Source organism: Virgibacillus ainsalahensis (genome assembly GCF_055380755.1).
Genome location: NZ_AP043943.1, coordinates 699,282 through 717,213, shown reverse-complemented (window position 1 = coordinate 717,213; position 17,932 = coordinate 699,282). Strand labels below are relative to the sequence as shown.

Annotated in this window: 16 protein-coding genes; 9 read left to right on the top strand and 7 right to left on the bottom strand. The window is 39.4% G+C overall.

Translation table 11 applies throughout. The features are described 5' to 3' along the window. Positions 1-377: 377 nt before the first annotated feature. The gene (locus tag ACZ427_RS03300) at positions 378-2,555 is read right to left on the bottom strand and encodes a malate synthase G (protein ID WP_461178297.1); all 2,178 of its coding nucleotides are present in this window, start codon (positions 2,553-2,555) and stop codon (positions 378-380) included. A 154-nt stretch (positions 2,556-2,709) separates the two neighbouring features. Between ACZ427_RS03300 and ACZ427_RS03295 the strand changes: the two genes are divergently transcribed. From ACZ427_RS03295 to ACZ427_RS03285, 3 genes are all read left to right on the top strand, one after another. Next, positions 2,710-3,615, top strand: a complete 906-nt coding sequence (locus ACZ427_RS03295) for a LysR substrate-binding domain-containing protein (RefSeq protein ID WP_461178296.1) — start codon at positions 2,710-2,712, stop codon at positions 3,613-3,615. Between the two features lie 18 nt (positions 3,616-3,633). Further along, entirely contained in the window at positions 3,634-4,185 is a 552-nt protein-coding gene (locus ACZ427_RS03290) for a BsuPI-related putative proteinase inhibitor (protein WP_464883524.1), read from the top strand. Between the two features lie 469 nt (positions 4,186-4,654). After that, positions 4,655-5,062: a hypothetical protein gene (locus ACZ427_RS03285; RefSeq protein WP_461178294.1), complete on the top strand. Its 408-nt coding sequence runs from the start codon at positions 4,655-4,657 to the stop codon at positions 5,060-5,062. Between the two features lie 292 nt (positions 5,063-5,354). Here the strand turns inward: ACZ427_RS03285 and ACZ427_RS03280 are convergent, their stop codons facing one another. The 4 genes from ACZ427_RS03280 to ACZ427_RS03265 all read right to left on the bottom strand — a co-directional run bounded on the left by ACZ427_RS03280 (position 5,355) and on the right by ACZ427_RS03265 (position 9,023). Next, positions 5,355-6,305: an alpha/beta hydrolase gene (locus ACZ427_RS03280; RefSeq protein WP_461178293.1), complete on the bottom strand. Its 951-nt coding sequence runs from the start codon at positions 6,303-6,305 to the stop codon at positions 5,355-5,357. 203 nt (positions 6,306-6,508) lie between these two features. Further along, positions 6,509-6,784 carry a hypothetical protein gene (locus ACZ427_RS03275; RefSeq protein WP_461178292.1) on the bottom strand — a complete coding sequence of 92 codons (276 nt, stop codon included), beginning with the start codon at positions 6,782-6,784 and terminating at the stop codon, positions 6,509-6,511. 1 nt (position 6,785) lies between these two features. Continuing rightward, positions 6,786-7,046 (bottom strand): hypothetical protein, encoded by a 261-nt coding sequence (locus ACZ427_RS03270; protein WP_461178291.1) that lies wholly within the window; start codon positions 7,044-7,046, stop codon positions 6,786-6,788. Positions 7,047-7,580: 534 nt separating this feature from the next. Continuing rightward, a complete protein-coding gene (locus tag ACZ427_RS03265; RefSeq protein WP_461178290.1) occupies positions 7,581-9,023 on the bottom strand; it encodes a M1 family metallopeptidase in 1,443 nt (480 codons plus the stop codon). A 435-nt stretch (positions 9,024-9,458) separates the two neighbouring features. Between ACZ427_RS03265 and ACZ427_RS03260 the strand changes: the two genes are divergently transcribed. The 6 genes from ACZ427_RS03260 (at position 9,459) to ACZ427_RS03235 (ending at position 15,560) form a co-directional block, all read left to right on the top strand. Continuing rightward, positions 9,459-10,013 carry a GbsR/MarR family transcriptional regulator gene (locus ACZ427_RS03260; RefSeq protein ID WP_461178289.1) on the top strand — a complete coding sequence of 185 codons (555 nt, stop codon included), beginning with the start codon at positions 9,459-9,461 and terminating at the stop codon, positions 10,011-10,013. Then, positions 10,010-10,669 (top strand): cysteine hydrolase family protein, encoded by a 660-nt coding sequence (locus tag ACZ427_RS03255; protein ID WP_461178288.1) that lies wholly within the window; start codon positions 10,010-10,012, stop codon positions 10,667-10,669. Before ACZ427_RS03260 ends, ACZ427_RS03255 begins: the two co-directional genes overlap by 4 nt. Positions 10,670-10,683: 14 nt before the next feature. Continuing rightward, positions 10,684-11,571 (top strand): glycine betaine ABC transporter substrate-binding protein, encoded by an 888-nt coding sequence (locus ACZ427_RS03250; protein WP_461178287.1) that lies wholly within the window; start codon positions 10,684-10,686, stop codon positions 11,569-11,571. A 410-nt stretch (positions 11,572-11,981) separates the two neighbouring features. Next, a complete protein-coding gene (locus tag ACZ427_RS03245; protein ID WP_461178286.1) occupies positions 11,982-12,731 on the top strand; it encodes a DeoR/GlpR family DNA-binding transcription regulator in 750 nt (249 codons plus the stop codon). Then, complete coding sequence (gene pfkB / locus ACZ427_RS03240; protein ID WP_461178285.1) at positions 12,728-13,645, top strand: 1-phosphofructokinase; 918 nt, start codon at positions 12,728-12,730, stop codon at positions 13,643-13,645. Before ACZ427_RS03245 ends, pfkB begins: the two co-directional genes overlap by 4 nt. 31 nt (positions 13,646-13,676) lie before the next feature. Further along, positions 13,677-15,560 carry a PTS fructose transporter subunit IIABC gene (locus ACZ427_RS03235; protein WP_461178284.1) on the top strand — a complete coding sequence of 628 codons (1,884 nt, stop codon included), beginning with the start codon at positions 13,677-13,679 and terminating at the stop codon, positions 15,558-15,560. Positions 15,561-15,999: 439 nt separating this feature from the next. Here the strand turns inward: ACZ427_RS03235 and ACZ427_RS03230 are convergent, their stop codons facing one another. Further along, positions 16,000-16,995, bottom strand: coding sequence for a hydroxyacid dehydrogenase (locus ACZ427_RS03230; protein WP_461178283.1), 996 nt, complete (start codon positions 16,993-16,995; stop codon positions 16,000-16,002). 92 nt (positions 16,996-17,087) lie between these two features. After that, a complete protein-coding gene (locus ACZ427_RS03225) occupies positions 17,088-17,912 on the bottom strand; it encodes a sugar phosphate isomerase/epimerase family protein (protein ID WP_461178282.1) in 825 nt (274 codons plus the stop codon). Positions 17,913-17,932: the final 20 nt, after the last annotated feature.

Here is a 17,932-nt window from a genome sequence, read left to right as displayed (position 1 = left end):
TTTTTCTATTCATATTTTTATTGATTATGAAATCGATTTCAATTAATGGATTACACACACGCATCACCACTTGTATTCTCCTATTCACTTGGTGAAGTTAATCGTATGCTTCTCAACCTATTAATTGTTTGGTTTCAATCATTCGTCTCATGTTTATTTCATTAAATCATTATACGATATAAAAGGCAATACATATTTTAAAAAATCAGAATTATTATAAAATAAAAATAATGTCATTTACTTATGAGGTAAGATAGCGAGCTCAATTTGCTTGTCAGTGCAGATTTTACTAGGAAACTTTGCTATGCGGATTCTATAAGATGGAAAAAGAAGGACTAACTACTTTCAAAGTAATAGTCCTTTCTTAGATAGAGGTCTCAATTTATTACATGATACTTTTCCTTTACTTCCAGACGACGCTGGTGAAGTATTGGTTCGGTGTAACCGCTTGGCTGCTCTTTTCCTTTGAATACAAGATCACAAGCCGCCTGGAATGCAATCGAGTCATCAAAGGCAGGTGCCATTGGACGGTAGGTGGCATCTCCTGCGTTTTGCCCGTCAACAATTTTTGCCATTCGCTTCAATGTTTCCAATAGTTGCTTCTCGGTACAAACACCATGGTAGAGCCAGTTGGTGAGCATTTGACTGGATATGCGCAATGTTGCACGGTCTTCCATAAGCGCTACATTATTAATGTCAGGAACTTTGGAACAGCCGACACCCTGCTCAACCCAGCGGACAACGTAGCCGAGTAATGTCTGTGCACTGTTTTCAATCTCTTCCTGGATTTCTTCCGCCGACCAATCTGTGTTTTCAGCAAGCGGGAGCTGTAAAATATCTTCACGATAATCGATCTGTTCTTTCGCAAGTTCCTCTTGAACTTTTCGCACATCAATTTCATGATAGTGCAATGCATGGAGTGTTGCTGCCGTTGGTGACGGGACCCAAGCCGTGTTGCCACCCGCTTTTAGATGACTGGACTTTTGATCAAGCATGGCGGCCATCAGATCAGGCATTGCCCACATTCCCTTACCAATTTGCGCCTTCCCTTTCAAACCGGTATCCAGACCAATGCGCACATTACTTTTTTCATAACCATTCAGCCACGCCGATGCTTTCATTTCACCTTTTCGGATCATTGGACCAGCTTCCATGGATGTATGAATTTCGTCGCCTGTACGGTCCAGAAAGCCTGTGTTAATGAAAACAATTCTTTCCTTTACTTCATTAATACAATTTTTCAGATTCAGGCTTGTGCGGCGTTCTTCATCCATGACACCAATTTTAAGCGTATTCGGTTTCATATCAAGCATATCTTCTATCCGGTTAAACAACTCATTGGCGAATGCCACCTCTTTGGATCCATGCATTTTCGGTTTTACAATATAAACAGATCCCTCTTTGGAATTCTGATATGGTCCATTGCCAAGGAGACCATGTTTTGCCATCAGGCTTGTAAACACACCATCCATGATTCCCTCAGGGATTTCCTCTCCCTGTTCATCCAGGATCGCATTATTTGTCATAAGGTGGCCAACATTACGGACAAACATAAGCACACGTCCCGGTAGTGTGACCGCTTCCCCATTCGGACCTGTATAATTGCGATCAGGATTTAATGTACGGTTGATTTCTTTTCCATTTTTCGAAAATACGGACGTCAAATCTCCTCGTGTGAGACCAAGCCAGTTACGGTAAATGTGTGTCTTATCTTCGGCATCTACTGCTGCGACAGAATCTTCGCAGTCCATAATGCTTGAGGTTGCCGACTCTAAGTAGACATCTTTCACGCCCGCTTCGTCTGTTTTCCCAATTGGGTGATTGTGGTCGATTTGAATTTCAAAATGTAAGCCGTTATTTTTCAGTAAAATAGTTTCGGGCTTTTGTGCATCTCCCTGATAACCGGCAAATTTAACAGGCTCTTGAAGCCCGGTTGTGTTTCCATTTTTAAGGATTACTTCCAATTTTCCATTACGGATTGTATATTGACTTGCTTCTGTATGGGAGGAAGTTTGAAGTGTCGCATGCTCGTCAAGGAAGTTTTTAGCAAAAGCAATGACCTTTTCACCACGAACAGGATTGTAAGAATCTCCTTTTTCCCCGCCATCTTCCTCATTAATTACATCCGTCCCATATAATGCGTCGTAAAGCGATCCCCAGCGTGCATTGGCAGCATTGATTGCATAGCGCGAATTATCAATTGGTACAACAAGCTGCGGCCCTGCCTGGACTGTAATGACATCATCGATATTCTCTGTCGTAATCGAAAAGTCCTCGACTTGCGGCTCCAGGTAGCCAATTTCTTCTAAAAACTCCTTATACTCAGCAAAATCAAATGAACGGTTCGCTTTATGCCATTGATCAATTTGCTTTTGAAATGTCTCACGCTGCTCCAACAATGCTTTATTTTTCGGAGAAAGATCAGAGACAAGCTTCCCTAAATCCATCCAAAATGTTTCCTTGTCAAGACCTGTTTCTGGAAGTGCTTCTGCATTTACAAATTCATAAAGCTCTGTTGCAACCTGAAGATTACCCGTTTTTACGTAACCTGTCATTCCCAATCCCTCCCAGTTGATTTATTGTATCTACTATTCTAATACGGACTGGAAAGAGACGGAAATACAAGTTTTGCATGAATGCTATTCCCTTTGGCTATACCTTATCGTATAATTGATGTACCATTCATATAATTCTGAAAGGAAGTCTATCATGGACATAAGGCAAATTGAATATTTTGCAGAAGTTGCGAAACAATTGAACTTTACGAGAGCCGCTTCCATTCTTCACATTTCCCAGCCATCATTGAGTAAAACCATTAAGAATCTTGAAAGCCACCTCGGCACCTCACTTTTTTATAGAAGGGCTAACCAATTGGAATTGACGGATGCGGGGAAGGCATTTCTGGTCAATGCGAAAAGTGTGCTGGAGGCATTTGAAAATTTGACAACCGAACTGGATGATGTCATGGATCTAAAAAAAGGGGAAATCAAAATTGGCATCCCCCCCATTATCGGTGCCGCATTTTTTTCAAAATTAATCAGCAAATACAAAGAAGCCTATCCTTCCATCGAACTGTTATTAACAGAGGTAGGCAGCAATAAAATTAAACAAGGTGTTGATGAAGGAACACTGGACATTGGTCTAATTTGTAACCTGCCATTAGAAAAGGAAAATTTTGAAACAAGGCAAATCGTAAAAGATCCGTTAAAGCTTATTGTGCATAAAGACAATCCGCTGGCCGAAAGAGCAGCCGTTGAATTTTCTCATATTGATAAAGAGCCCTTTATTTTATACCGGCATGATTTCTCCCTGCATGACAGTATCATTGGAGCATGTGAAAAACATGGATTCTATCCAAACATCGTTTGCGAGAGCTCACAAAAAGACTTCATGGTTGAAATGGTGGAAGCGAAACTGGGAGTCGCCTTATTACCAGGTAAAATTTGTAGCCAGCTAAACAAGGAAGATATTAGAGTCATCCCGTTTCACAGCCCTGTCGTTCATTTGGAATCGGCAATGATTTGGAAAAAAGACAAATATGTGCCATATGCTGTACGCGAATTCATCAACATGGTAGAAGCGTTTTATGATATAAAACCGATGGTAAACCAATAATACTTTAACGAGGGGGACATGATGAAACCATTAGAAAACTGGACGTTTGCCAATCCCTTGGTCAAATGGCTTCGTTGCACGTATGCAGGTAAAAAAGTTTTATACTTTCCTATCTGCCGAAGAAATCGTGAAGTCCTATTAATTGCAGGCATACTGATGATATTTTTGGCGGCTTGTCAGTCGGATAAAGCGCCTGGAGAGGAGCGGAATATGGAGGAAATAACAGAAAATGGATTAAAATTTTCCCTGCAGATGAAAGAGGAAGCTGCTGATGCAGGCAAAACATTCACGTATACGGTTACAAATGTGAGTGATGATGAAGTGAAGCTGTCTTTTACAACGAGTCAGCGCTATGAATATGAATTAAGCGATGAGGAAGGCGTCATTGAACGTTTCTCTGATGGTAGAGCTTTTATGCAAGTACTCGCAGATATTACACTGGCTCCGGGTGAAGCACTGGACTATGATATGTCACTGCCTTCACTGGAACCCGGCACCTATACATTGACCGTATTTTTGACAGCGAAGGATATGGCGGAGAATCAGGTTACGCTTGAGTTTACTGTGTAGCAGGTGGGCCGGATTTGTCTGTTGAGGAGTGGGGTTCGGGGTCGTTCTGGCTGGGGTGTACTGCGCTTGCTGACGTTAGTCCGGCGTTCAGGGCTGGTGGTCCTGCGGTTATGGTGAGGAGTACGGCGTTCATGGCCAGTAGTCCTGCGCTCACGGCGGGTGGTTCGGCGTTCGTGGCCGGTAGTCCGGCGTTCACGGCGGGTGGTTCGGCGTTCGTGGCCGGTAGTCCGGCGTTCACAGCCGGAGGTCTTGCGCTCGGGGCCAGGGGTCCTGCGCTCACAGCCAGATGTCCGGCGTTCGAAATGCAGTGCGTCCCGCTTGATTTCGCGTGCTATTGATAATTTCATTCTTGTATGAAAAAATAGATTGGGTCCTGTTGCAGAACAAGCAAGAGTTTTCTATAAAGGTATCGGATTACAATTTAACGGAGAATGTTCACTTTACATACTTGAAGAGGAGTGTTTGATAGTTGCTCTACCTATGGAATATCGAGAGGATAATAGAAAATACATTACGTGAGCATAACTTACATATTGATTATGAGTTTAATAATAATCTAACTGCACCGATGAGTTATAACGTATCGACAAATACGATAAAATTTAATTATATTGAAGTGAACCGCTATATAGGAAAATTTAAAATTAAAGAAACCGACGAAAACGTTGCTAAAATTATTCTGTATCATGTGATCGGTTATTACTTAGATTTTAAGAAAAACAAACATGATATAATAACACTCATATATGGTTACGATGATGAAAAAGAAAAGCTCCAAGCTCTAATTGAAACAAATGCTTGGGAATTTGGAAGAACATTGGTGCCTGAGCAACTATTAAATTCATATGATAAAGTACGTGAATTAGATAAATTGTGATAAATAAAAGCTCAGGGCGAGCCTTGGTCACCCAAAGCAAAGGAAAGTTCGACTAAGTGCGCCATATCCATGTTAATACCGATATGTCCTAAAATAAATTATAATCAAAAATACCTTGTAAACTCGTGTTTTACGGTAAATAAAAAGATTGACCAAAATGGATCCTATCGTTCGCGCATAGCACGAATTTCTCATAAAAAAGTTTGATCTTTTCCGGTAATCCTTCTTCAACTAAATGTGTTGGTTGAATACAGTTATAACAGTAAATAAAGGTCTTGCTCAAGGCTAAAAACTATAAACCATTTATAAATTTTTTTGATTCCTCCGCTATTCTTTCATATTCAATACTATGAACATAGTGAGAGCAGTCTAATTCAATTAATCTACCATTTGCTTGTACACTAAAATCTTTTTGAAATCCAATCCAAGTTTTTTCATCCCAACTTGTTCCCTGGCCATTTGATGAAAACAAAAGCAATGGAACATTTGGTATGTCACCTTTTCCCACCTCTTCTGCGTTTTCCTTAATTTGCTTAACTTCTTTGATCATATTCTTAGTGGATGTCCGCCGATAAAAAATCACTTTATATAAATCTTTCTCTTTATCTGTTAAAGATCCATATTTTATTGCATCGCTTTCGGAGAGATTAGGAATCCATCGGGTTAAACCAGTATTTGCAGCAAACTTACCTAATCGAATAAGGGACATATTTATATCAAAATTTTCATATGCAATTGGAATAGCCATATCCAAGCCTATGATTGCCTTTACCTCATCAGGATAGATTTGTGCCCAATATAATGCTTCAATGCCCGACATAGAATGAGGGAGTAAAATATATGGTCCTTCAACTTCCGATTTTAAAAGAGCTTCTCTTGTTTCAGATAGGATTGTATCAATATCTCGTTCAGAACCTGTGACTTCACTAAATCCATAACCTGCCTTTTCAACGACAACAATTTTGTATTTATCGTTTAATAAAGAGTATAGTGATTTAAAATCTAAAACAGGTGAGCTCGTACCACCGCCAGACATAAAAACAAGCGTTTCTTCTCCATCCCCTTCTACATAAACGTGCATTTGATGACCATTTACTTCTACAACATGCCCAGTAGGTTTAAATCGTTCATCTTCTTTCGAAAGTTGTATTTGATGATTAATATAGCTGGCAAAAATTATAAACGCAAAAATCCCAAAAATAACCGAAACTATTATAACCAAACGTTTAAATACTCTCTCCATACACTCCCTCCAATAAAATGAACTTTATAAGTAATATTTATTTCATAATTTATTACTAATATGAAGTCTTATCTTATTAAACAATCGCACCAGTTTGTTTAAGTCCAACATTTCACATATTCATTCACCTCAAATAAATTTAAGGTCTACTTAAAAAGAAAAAATTTAATAAAAACCTATCCTCATGATAAGTTGAGGATAGGTTAATAATGTTGGCTAGAGTGTTTAAAATATTCAATATAACAAGTTTGTTTATCCTCAGAAAAGGAGTAGTAAATAATGAACCTATCCACGAGGATTTTATGACTGCCTTTCCATTCTGGTTTATCTGCTCTTGTACTTGTGCCAAGTGTTTGAATCTTATCCTCAATACGCTCTAACAATCTTAATTTATATTCAATGGTTTCACTATAGGAAAAATGCCGACTTTTAATATTCTCAAATGACTCCTTTGTGTTTTCTAACCAGATAAAATCCATATTATATTTGGCCACTCCGAATCATTTCTCGCATTTCCTCAGAAGTGTAATAATTTCCTTCTTCAATATCCTTTTTAGCCTGTAACAATTTTTGTTTTAACTCTGGATTTTTTTTAACATCTTCTGCTACTGTTGTTTCAGAGTCATCTTTATTATCTATTGCAACAATTTTATACTGTCTCCCATTAAATTCAAATGACTGATCTTTGTCTTGAATAATATCTTCTAAAACTCTTGCAGCTTCACCATCAACTTTTTTCATATATATCCCTCCTTACTTCATCTTACCATTTTTGTTATAGTATAGTATCATTTCTAAAAATTAATGTTCTAACTTGGGATTAAATATAGCACAAGTTAACTGATAATTTATCTCATGTTTTCGATTAATTAGTACGTGTACGACGGTATTTTACAGTCATTGCAATTCCTTACGATTATTTCAAATATGGCTAATCCTAATACATATAATCCAATTGAAGGAAGTGAAAAAATCCCCAAAACAATATGGAAAGCCGCTGCAATATATAAGCCTATCGGTTTCTTTAAATATATGCTAAAAATCGCATAAATTAATACAGCTACTATAAGTCCCACAGCTATCCAAGAAACCCAAGATGTCATCAAATCTCCTTATGTCGTATTTTAGTTTAATGCTACAATCTAGACTGTTCCACTAAACTGCTCGTTAGTTGAAGAACAATATTTCACAAAGTTAGCTTACCATATATTAGTAATTTTTAAAAAACTCAACAATATCCTCGTCATTCTAATAATAAAAGTGAAATGCCTAAAATCACTCCAGTAATAACCATTCTTTGAAGAATGAATCATCTTCTAAGTTGAAATAATGTTTCGTAAATCTTACAAATTCCTCAGAATCTACTTCTTTATATTTATAATAATCATAATAAGTCTTTACAAACTTTTCAGCTTCCTCTATTCCACCCTTTTGTTTAAATAAATTCCACAACATAGTGCCCGATTTGCCATAAACATATGAACTCATATGTTTATCATATTTATCTAATGGTAAATTAACTGGGATTGGCTCAAGTTTCTCTAATTGCTCGTTCATAGATTCGTATGGAATTTTTTCATCACTTGTAGAAAAATGATAAAGACTAGCTGAGAAGCTTGCCAATCCTTCATCTAACCAAGCATTATGATATGGGTCATTGCTAATAACACCATAAAACCACTGATGAGCTATTTCGTGAATGACCATACTTTTTAGAGCATCAGGATTTACAGGACCACTATGATAAATTGAATTAGCTGTAACAATGCCTGGATACTCCATTCCGAGACCATCTATCACAATGTCTAGTTGGGTAAATGGATAAGGACCAATATTCTCTTGAAAATAAGTTAACGTATCTGAAGCGACTTCACTAATCTCCTTGTATAAACCCTCTTTCTCCTCGAATCCAAATACGCTTATGTTTACGTTGCCGTCCTGTTTCTGAATAACCATTGGTTCTTTTAGGATTGCTATAAAAAAATCTTTAACATTATTTACTTCAACTGTTCCAACCGTTTTTCCCGGGTATTCATCAACCTCGCTTGTAGAAACAAAGGTATAACCTTCAGGAATATCATATGATACTTTAAAATCACTGAATCCTGTATGGTATGTTTCTCCCCTAAACCGATATTCTTCCTTATTCCATTTATGATCTCGATATGTTGCAACCATTGGATAGAATTGAGCCAAATGGTAATTTTGATTACTTTTAGTAAATCTCAATCCTCCTTCAGGAAGCGTGAATTCATAATCAAAGTGCACGCTTACACTATTACCTGGTTCTAATCCTTTTGCAAGAGGGATACGTAATGTATCTTTTTCTAGATTATAATCCACTTGTTCATCATCTAATATGACATTATTTAATTGAACAGTTGCTGGAACTTCTATAGAAGAATTTAATTCTTGGGAAGTGTTCTCCGTAAAGATATTTGGGATAAAGTAAAATACCAGGTCGTTCCACGAATCTTGAGAGGTGTTATTTATGATTACTTTGGCCTCTACATTGAATTTTCCTTCTTTAGTCATTGTTAATTCCATATCGTATTGACTATCACTACCTGGAGGCACTGTTTTGGGGGTGAAATTTCCCAGAGTGTTGTTTTCCGTATTAATTGATTCTTCGCTTTCACTTTGGGTAGTCAGTTTCAAAGCAGCAACTGAGATTATTATTAAGAAAATTAAGGTGAACCATACTAGTTTTTTGCTCATTACGCCGCCCTCGTTTCTAGTTTAGATCTTCTAATTTATATATTCTGAACGAGTATAGAATATCCCTCTTTTCATAACGCTTACTTTTAAAGAACTTTAACTACCACCTTCTTCAATTAAACTGCCCCATTCGTTGAATAAGGCCCTGTATCGACGATCTAATTGCTGTATTAAAGCACCATTTAGCTGAAGGATATTTTGTTACAAACTCTGTATTTAACTATTAACATTTACTTGCATCCCACTTACCACTATGTTCGAAAACTGCTTCTATTCATTATACTTCATTTTTCCAAATCATTTTTATCACGAAATCGGTTTCGATATATCTCTCCAATTTTCATTTTTTTCAAAGAGACGGTTGATTTTTACGTTCAATTAATTTAATATATTTAATATAACTTAAACAAACTAAACAAAATGAGGTTGGTATTATTGTCTAATGAGCTGGAATCAGTAGAACAAGCAAGAGACATTATGATCAGCGCGATAGCACAGTCCATGGTTATCTATGGGGTTACCCCATCTGTAGGCCGAATTTACGGTGTGCTCTATTTTTCCACAGAACCAATGACCCTTGATGAGATAAAAGATCAGGTAGCAATGAGCAAGGCAAGTGTAAGCAATGGCATGAGGGAATTATTAGAGACAGATATGGTTACAAAGGTTTGGAAAAAAGGTGACCGAAAAGACCATTATGTTGCAGAGAAGGATTATTTAAGAAATTTTATTACGTACCTTGTTAACAAAATACGGCAAGAACGCAATTTAATTATGAAGGCTACAGAACAAGTCGAGCCAGCTTTAGAAGATATCATGCGTCATACTTCTGATGATCAAGTAAAAGCTGAGGCTGAAAAAGACCTTGCCCTCATTAAGAACTCTCACCATTATTTTGATTGGACGATGCGGCTTGCAAATGCAATGGAATCCGGGGAGATATTTAATTATCTGCCAAAAAAACAGAAGAATGAAGGAGATGCAACATGAATAAACAGAACACAGCTTTAGTCCTCATTGATTTACAGAAGGAAAGTAATTTTGGACTGGAGCAAATGGATCAAGTAGTTACAAACACAAAAAGACTGATTGATGGTTTTAGAGAAATGGATATCCCTATTATTTATACACGTCAGATCAATCGGGCAGATGGAGTCGGACTTTCCTTAGGTGACCCCTTAAACAATGATGGTACACCGTTTTTTTACAACTCTGCTGACGAAAGTATAGAAATTATCGATGAAATAAAACCACAAGATGAAGACATTGTTATTGATAAATATCGATGGAGTGCTTTTTACGAAACAAATCTTGATCTTATACTCCGGAGTCTAAACGTGGAAAATGTTGTGATTGGTGGAGTAGTGACAGATGGTTGTTTATTAACCTCGGTATTTGATGCTTATTTCAGAGATTATAATATCCACCTTGTTAAAGATATCTGCACAGCTTCCAATCAAGGGTCGCATATGGCAGCACTTATGATGATGGCAAATTGGGTGTATGCTCTCAAAATGTATGATACGACAAATATACTCAAACGTATCAATGGGGAAGAATACGATGCATGGGAATCCGATAAAGTCGATTCCTTGCAATTTACCCCGGAAAATATGCAAGAAATTTTTAATAAACTACACAAGTAAAGGAGACATCAAGAATGAAAAGATTTTTACTGTTACTTATCACATTATCTTTATTGACACTTGCTGCTTGCGGCAATGGTGATGAGGAAAATAATACAACAAATGAAGAAGTAAATGAAGAAAAAGAAACGATTGTATTCGGACAAACTCCGTGGTCAAGTACTGCACCACCAACACAAATCGCAAAACAAATTTTAGAGGAACAAGGATATGAAGTTGAAGTCCAACAAATCTCACAACCGGTTATTTGGGAAGGAATGGTAAAAAGAGAGATTGATTTCTTTATGGACGCATGGTTACCATATACAGAAGCTGCCAGATGGAAAGAGTTTAAAGATGAGTTAGTGAAAGTGTCCACCAGTTATGAAAATGCAGCGCTTGGCTGGGTCGTACCTACTTATGTGGAAGAAGACTCGATTGAGGATCTAATTGAAAATGCAGACAAATATGAAGGCGAAGTGTACACAATTTCTGAAGGTGCAGGCATTGTTGAAATTTCAAAAGAACTAATGGAAGGTGAAAACCTGGAAGAACACGGATTGAAATTAACACCATCCAGTGAAGGTGCGATGATTTCCGTTGTACAAGAAAAAATCGCTAATGAAGAGCCTGTTGTATTCACTGCCTGGAGACCACATTCTGTCTTTGCACGAAATGACTTGAAATTCTTAGAAGGTCAAGATGAATACTTTAAGCCAGACAACGTTTATGTATTGTCTTATAAAGGGATTGAAGAAGAACATCCAGAAGCATATGAGATTCTATCGAATTGGAGTATTTCCATCGATGAACTTGAAGCAATGATAAGTGAAAATGAAGAAAACGGTACATCCTTTGAAGATTTAGCTGCCGAGTGGATTGAAGAAAACCGCGATAAAGTAGATCAGATGACCGGAGAATAATCATACCATTTAAAATTGAAAGAGCAGGTCAACTTTTTGTTGATCTGCTTTTTTTTAGCGGTATTGAAGCTTCACAGAAGAAAAAAAGCAATCCAATTATTCTATTACGATTATTGTTTTAACTATCATAACGCACCCATTTGTTCAATAACTTAAAGTATTTTTGATTTGTTCAAAATGGTGACGATCGTGTTCAACCAACCCATTTAAATATTGATACAAGAAAATTTCATTTTTTCCATTAGAGAACTTTTTCTCCCAACAACCAGCGGGAATTCGCAGCTTTTGACCTCAGGCGAGGGTGGCCTTACCTGCTTCCTCCTTAAATTTATCCAACACGCAAAAAACGTTTTCATTATGATTGTTTTAGAATGATTTTGATGGTATTATAATGTTATAGGAGGGTTATCATGCTTACAGATGAACGTTATTCCTATATTTTACAACAATTAAAAGTAAATGGTGTCGTGAAATCACAGGATTTAATGGAGGAGTTAAATTGCTCCGAATCCACAATCCGCAGAGATCTTGACCAATTGGAAAAAGCAGGTTCCCTTAAGCGGATTCATGGTGGGGCCAAGCGGATATATCAATTGGATGAGGAAATATCAAATAAAGAAAAAACATCCAAAAACGTTCAAGAAAAGGATGCCATTGGCAAATTAGCTGCTTCCCTTATTGAAGCGAATGATGTGATCTTTTTAGATGCTGGTACGACAACGATGGCAATGATTGAATCAATACATGCAAAAAATATTACGGTTGTCACAAATGGTGTATGGCATGCTTCCATGCTTGCCGACAAAGACATCCCCACCATTCAAATCGGGGGGAAATTAAAAAATGCGACCAAAGCGATTGTCGGCGCGACGGGGCTGCAGGAGTTGCAAAATTACCGCTTCACGAAGGCATTTCTCGGAATTAATGGCCTTGATATCGCCTTTGGCTGTACCACCCCTGACCCAGAAGAAGCAGCAATTAAACGATTGGCCCATGAACATGCAGCAATAACCTATTGTCTGGCAGATCATACAAAATGGAACAAAGTAAATTTCGTAAAAGTTTGTGACATTGGAGAAACTACTATTATAACGAATGGGCATCCTAACCAGCGGAAAGCCTATGAAGAAAAAACGACCATATTGGAGGCAAAACAATGATCTATACTGTGACCCTTAATCCATCCATTGATTACGTCGTTCAAGCAGACCATGTGAAGCTTGGCGAAATAAATCATAGTAGAAGCGGCCAGCAATTTCCTGGAGGGAAAGGTATTAATGTGTCCCGTATTCTAAAAGAATTAGGAACACATGCGACGGCACTTGGTTTTTTAGGTGGGTTCACCGGTGATTTTATTTTAAAATCCCTGAAAAACGATGCGATTCCTTCTGATTTTATCCCCATTCATGCAGATACACGCATCAATATTAAAATAAAATCGGATACGGAAACCGAAATCAATGCCCGCGGTCCAGCGATAGAAAAGGAAGAAGCAGAGAAACTTCTAACCCAGATGGAAAAGATAACAAGTGCCGATACGGTCATTTTATCGGGAAGCAAACCTCCTTCCCTGCCGGAGGATTATTATATGGAACTGATTAAACGCCTCATCGAAAATAAAGCGGAATTTATCATCGATACCACTGGCAAGGCATTACAAGCCGCATTACCTTATAAACCATTGCTCGTTAAACCAAATTTGCAGGAATTAGAGCAGTTATTTGATGTATCCATTCATACGAAAGAGCAAATTCTTCAATATGGGCAAAAATTACAGGATGCCGGTGCAAAACATGTGATTGTTTCCATGGCTGGTGAGGGCGCATTCCTTTTTACAAAAAATGGGATATATCAGGGCACTACCCCCAAAGGAACGGTGAAAAATTCCGTCGGCGCGGGTGATTCCATGATTGCCGGATTCATTGGAGAATATAAGCAATCAAGCGACGCGATTCAAGCCTTTCAAACGGGAATTGCTGCTGGGAGTGCGACCGCTTTTTCAAGTGATTTAGCAAAAGAAAAGGACATTCAAGCCATACGTGACCAAGTAGAAATACGTCGGTATAAATCGTAGGCGATTGTCCTATAAAGGAGTGAACATAACAATGAAGACAACGGATTTATTGCGAAAAGATGTCATGCTGTTGGACTTGCAGGAAACCTCCAAAGAAGCTGCAATTGATGAGATGATTACAAGCCTTCAAGCGAATGATGTGATCAATGATGTCAACCAATTCAGAGAAGCTATTCTTGATCGGGAGGCACAGTCATCTACCGGGCTTGGTGACGGAATCGCCATGCCTCACGCAAAAACAGAAACGGTGAAGGAACCCACTGTTCTGTTTGCCAAAAGCAAAAAGGGTGTCGACTATGAATCCATGGATGGCGAGCCAGCTTTCCTCTTTTTCATGATTGCTGTTCCAGAGGGATCAAACGATACCCACTTACAAACCATCGCAGCGCTTTCCCGCTTATTAATGGATAAATATTTTGTGGATCAATTGATAAAAACAGAAACACCAGAAGATGTGCATCGCCTTTTTGAAAAAGAAGAAGAGGATGAGGATGAGGGTGGCGAAACAAAAGCACCTGAAAACGTAACGGATGCTCCAGCAGACAAGCCCTTTATTGTGGCGGTCACTGCCTGTCCAACAGGGATTGCGCATACCTATATGGCAGAAGATGCTTTGAAGAAGCAAGCGGCGGAAATGGATGTTGATATTCGTGTGGAAACCAATGGTTCTGATGGTGCGAAAAATGCGTTAACCGATGAAGAAATCAAGCGAGCAGACGCAGTCATTGTAGCTGCCAGTAAAAAAGTCGATATGGAACGTTTTGATGGAAAGCCTGTGCTGGAAAGACCTGTAGCAGACGGCATCAAGAAAACAGAAGAATTGATTACCAAAGCAATTCAGCAGGATGCTCCTGTTTATCAGGCACAGCAACAGGAAGATAGCTCCGGGGATAACGAGAAGCCAAAATCTATTTGGGGGACGATTTACAAGGATCTCATGAATGGTATTTCCCATATGCTTCCATTTGTCATTGGCGGCGGGATTATCATGGCGATTTCCTTCTTAGTTGAGAGCATGCTTGGAAGCGAAAGTGAAACCTTTCTTTTTCTAAATGAGATAGGTTCCAATGCATTTAACTTCCTTATTCCAATCTTTGCCGGTTTTATTGCAATGAGTATTGCCGATCGGCCAGGTTTAATGCCAGGTATGGTTGGCGGATTAATCGCGGTGAATAGTGATGCCGGATTTATTGGTGGACTAATTGCCGGTTTCCTGGCAGGTTATGTCGTTATTATGCTAAAACGCCTGTTGCGCGTCTTACCGAAATCTTTGGATGGATTAAAACCAATTCTGCTCTATCCTGTATTCGGACTGCTTATCACAGGGGTTCTAATGTACTTTATATTCGGCCCTATTTTTGCCGGAATTAACACAGCAATGCTTACCTTCCTGCAAGATCTTGGAACAGGAAATGCAGTGATTCTCGGTGTTTTACTTGGTGGCATGATGGCCATCGATATGGGTGGACCATTTAATAAAGCAGCCTATGCCTTTTCCATCGGTATTTTCACAGATACTGGGGATGGTAGCTTAATGGCTGCAGTGATGGCGGGCGGAATGGTCCCACCACTTGCAATTGCATTGGCATCCACCATTTTCAAGCATAAATTTACAGAGGATGAACGAAAATCAGGAGTTACCAACTATGTGATGGGCCTCTCCTTCATTACAGAAGGCGCCATTCCCTTTGCTGCAGCGGATCCGCTTCGTGTTATCGGATCTTCCGTTATCGGTGCTGGAGTGGCAGGCGGTCTGACACAGCTTTGGAACAGTACGATTCCAGCTCCGCATGGCGGCATTTTCGTCACACCATTAGCAAATAATGCGCTATTCTTCCTGCTGGCACTTGCTATCGGAACCGTTATTACAGCAATTATCCTTGGTATTTGGAGAAAACCAGTAGAATCAAACTAGGTAGGACAGTGCGGAAGCTGGCACAAGAGATGCAACCTTTTTGGGGGTTGCATCTTTTTTGTGTGGGGCGTTCAGGGCAGGTGGTTCGGCGTTCACGGCGGGAGGTACTGCGTTCCGGGCGTGTGGTCCGGCGGTCGGGGCAGATGGTCCTGCGCTCAAACTCGGTTGTCCTGCGGTCATGGCCAAACGTCCTGCGCTCAGCCCCGGTTGTTCTGCGTTCACACTCAATTGTTCTGCGCTCACGACCAAACGTCCTGCGTTCGTCTAAACTGCCAAATAACAGGTCCCCTCTTAAGAAGTTGTTCAATAAGTCATTTAATGATAAGCGGCGAATTTCTTCGTTGGCTTGTTTTTCCGCTAAAAGCATACGTTCCGATTCTCAAAACTACGCCGCCTCGACCTTCTTGCTTCTATTTCAACAACTTTTTGAACACACATTTTAAGCCATCACATCAAATTTTTCCTTAGTAACCTGCCACTGCAGGGGTTCTTCTTTCCGATAGCGTTTAAATTCTTCCAGCATATAAGCACCCATTCTGCCACATTCCTGTCTTATACTTCCGGCAATATGTGGGGTTAAAATCACATTTGGTAATTCATATAAGGGGGATTCTTCCACAGGTGGCTCCGGATTGGTTACATCCAATACAGCGGTAATGTCCTCTCGGCGTTTTAACACCTCTGTCATTTCAGGTTCGTTTACAATTGCTCCCCTTGCAGTATTTAGAAAGCTTGCATTCGGTTTCATTTTTTCAAAGTGTTCTCCTCGAATCATACCTGTTGTTGCCTCTAATAACGGACTATGCAGGGACACTACATCCGAACGTTCGAAAATTTCGTCCAAAGCGCATTGCTCAACATTCCATTTTTTTGCTTCTTCTTCGCTCACAAACGGATCATATAATAACACGTTCATGTCAAAAGGCTTCAGAAGTTCAATGACTTTACGTCCCACCGTGCTGAGGGAAATGATCCCTACTGTACTGCCATATGCTCCGGCAATTGTTGTCAGCGGCCATTTTGGATAGGATTTATTTCGTTTAACATCCAACGCTAACCGCCAGCCATCTTTTACTAAGAATAAAATTTGTGATAGCGTATATTCTGCGACAGGGATTGCATTTGCTGCATTTGCTGTTGTAATCATAATGTCCCTATCCCATGCCGCATCTGTCATAATATTTTTAATCGTGCCTGCTCCATAGAATACTGCTTTCAAATGAGGGGCTGCATCTAAAAAAGCCTGATCGATTTTCGGGCCGCCCCAACTGGAAAAAAGCACATCGACATCCTTTAAAATGGAGGAATCCTCCATGACTTCATCCGCTCTCATTGGCGGAGCATAGATATCTGCCAATGTTTCAATTTCCTTTCTTACCTTTTCCGGATAGACCATATCAAACATACTTGTTTCCATAATAAATAAACCTTTCATTCTCCCGTCACCTCCAAATTAATATCTTTCATTCTAACAAAAACAAGGAAAGAGAATAGCTGTAAACTATTCTCACGTTCCCCTTGTATCAGTTAAACATGTTTCACGAAACGATCTTTCATTAAGGTCAGGACATCATCACCGGCCATATTCCATAAATCCTGATTCATAATTTCTACTTCAATCGGTCCGTGATATCCTGCTTCTTCCACTGCTTTTCTCATTCGACGGATTTCAATCACGCCATCGCCCATCATTTTACGAGCTTTGAACGTATCTGTAATTGGTACATTCCAATCCGAAACATGGAATCCAAGAATTCTTCCCTTCGCACGTGCGATCTGCTCATAAAGCTCCGGGTCCCACCATACGTGGAACACATCTACAACAACACCGACTTGATCAGCGGTGAATTTTTCAGCCATTTTGTTCGCCTGGCCAAGTGTCACAACGACAGATCTGTCTGCAGCATACATTGGGTGAAGGGGTTCGATTCCCAGTTTGACTCCATGGGATTGTGCGAAAGGAACGAGTTGTTCGATTCCTTCTTCCACCCACCTGCGTGATAAGTCAATATTTTTATCTGGTGAAGGCCCGCAAACAAGAACCAGTACATCTGTCCCCAGTTCCGCTGCTTCTTCCACTGCACGTTTGTTATCATCCAAGTTCTTCTGGCGCTCTTCTTTTGTTGCTGCCGGGAACATCCCTCCACGGCACAGACTGGAAATTTTCAGACCAGCATCGTTTACAAGCCGCTTACTCTCAGCAAGGCCAATTTCATCTATCTTATGACGCCATAAGGAAATCCATGGAACCTGTGCCCGCTCACAACCAGCAACAGCCTCACGCAAATTCCATTGTTCAGTTGTGATTTGATTTAAACTGAGCCGGTTCAACAAGGTGATATCTTCCTCCATCTCTTTCTCCTCCTCTTTTA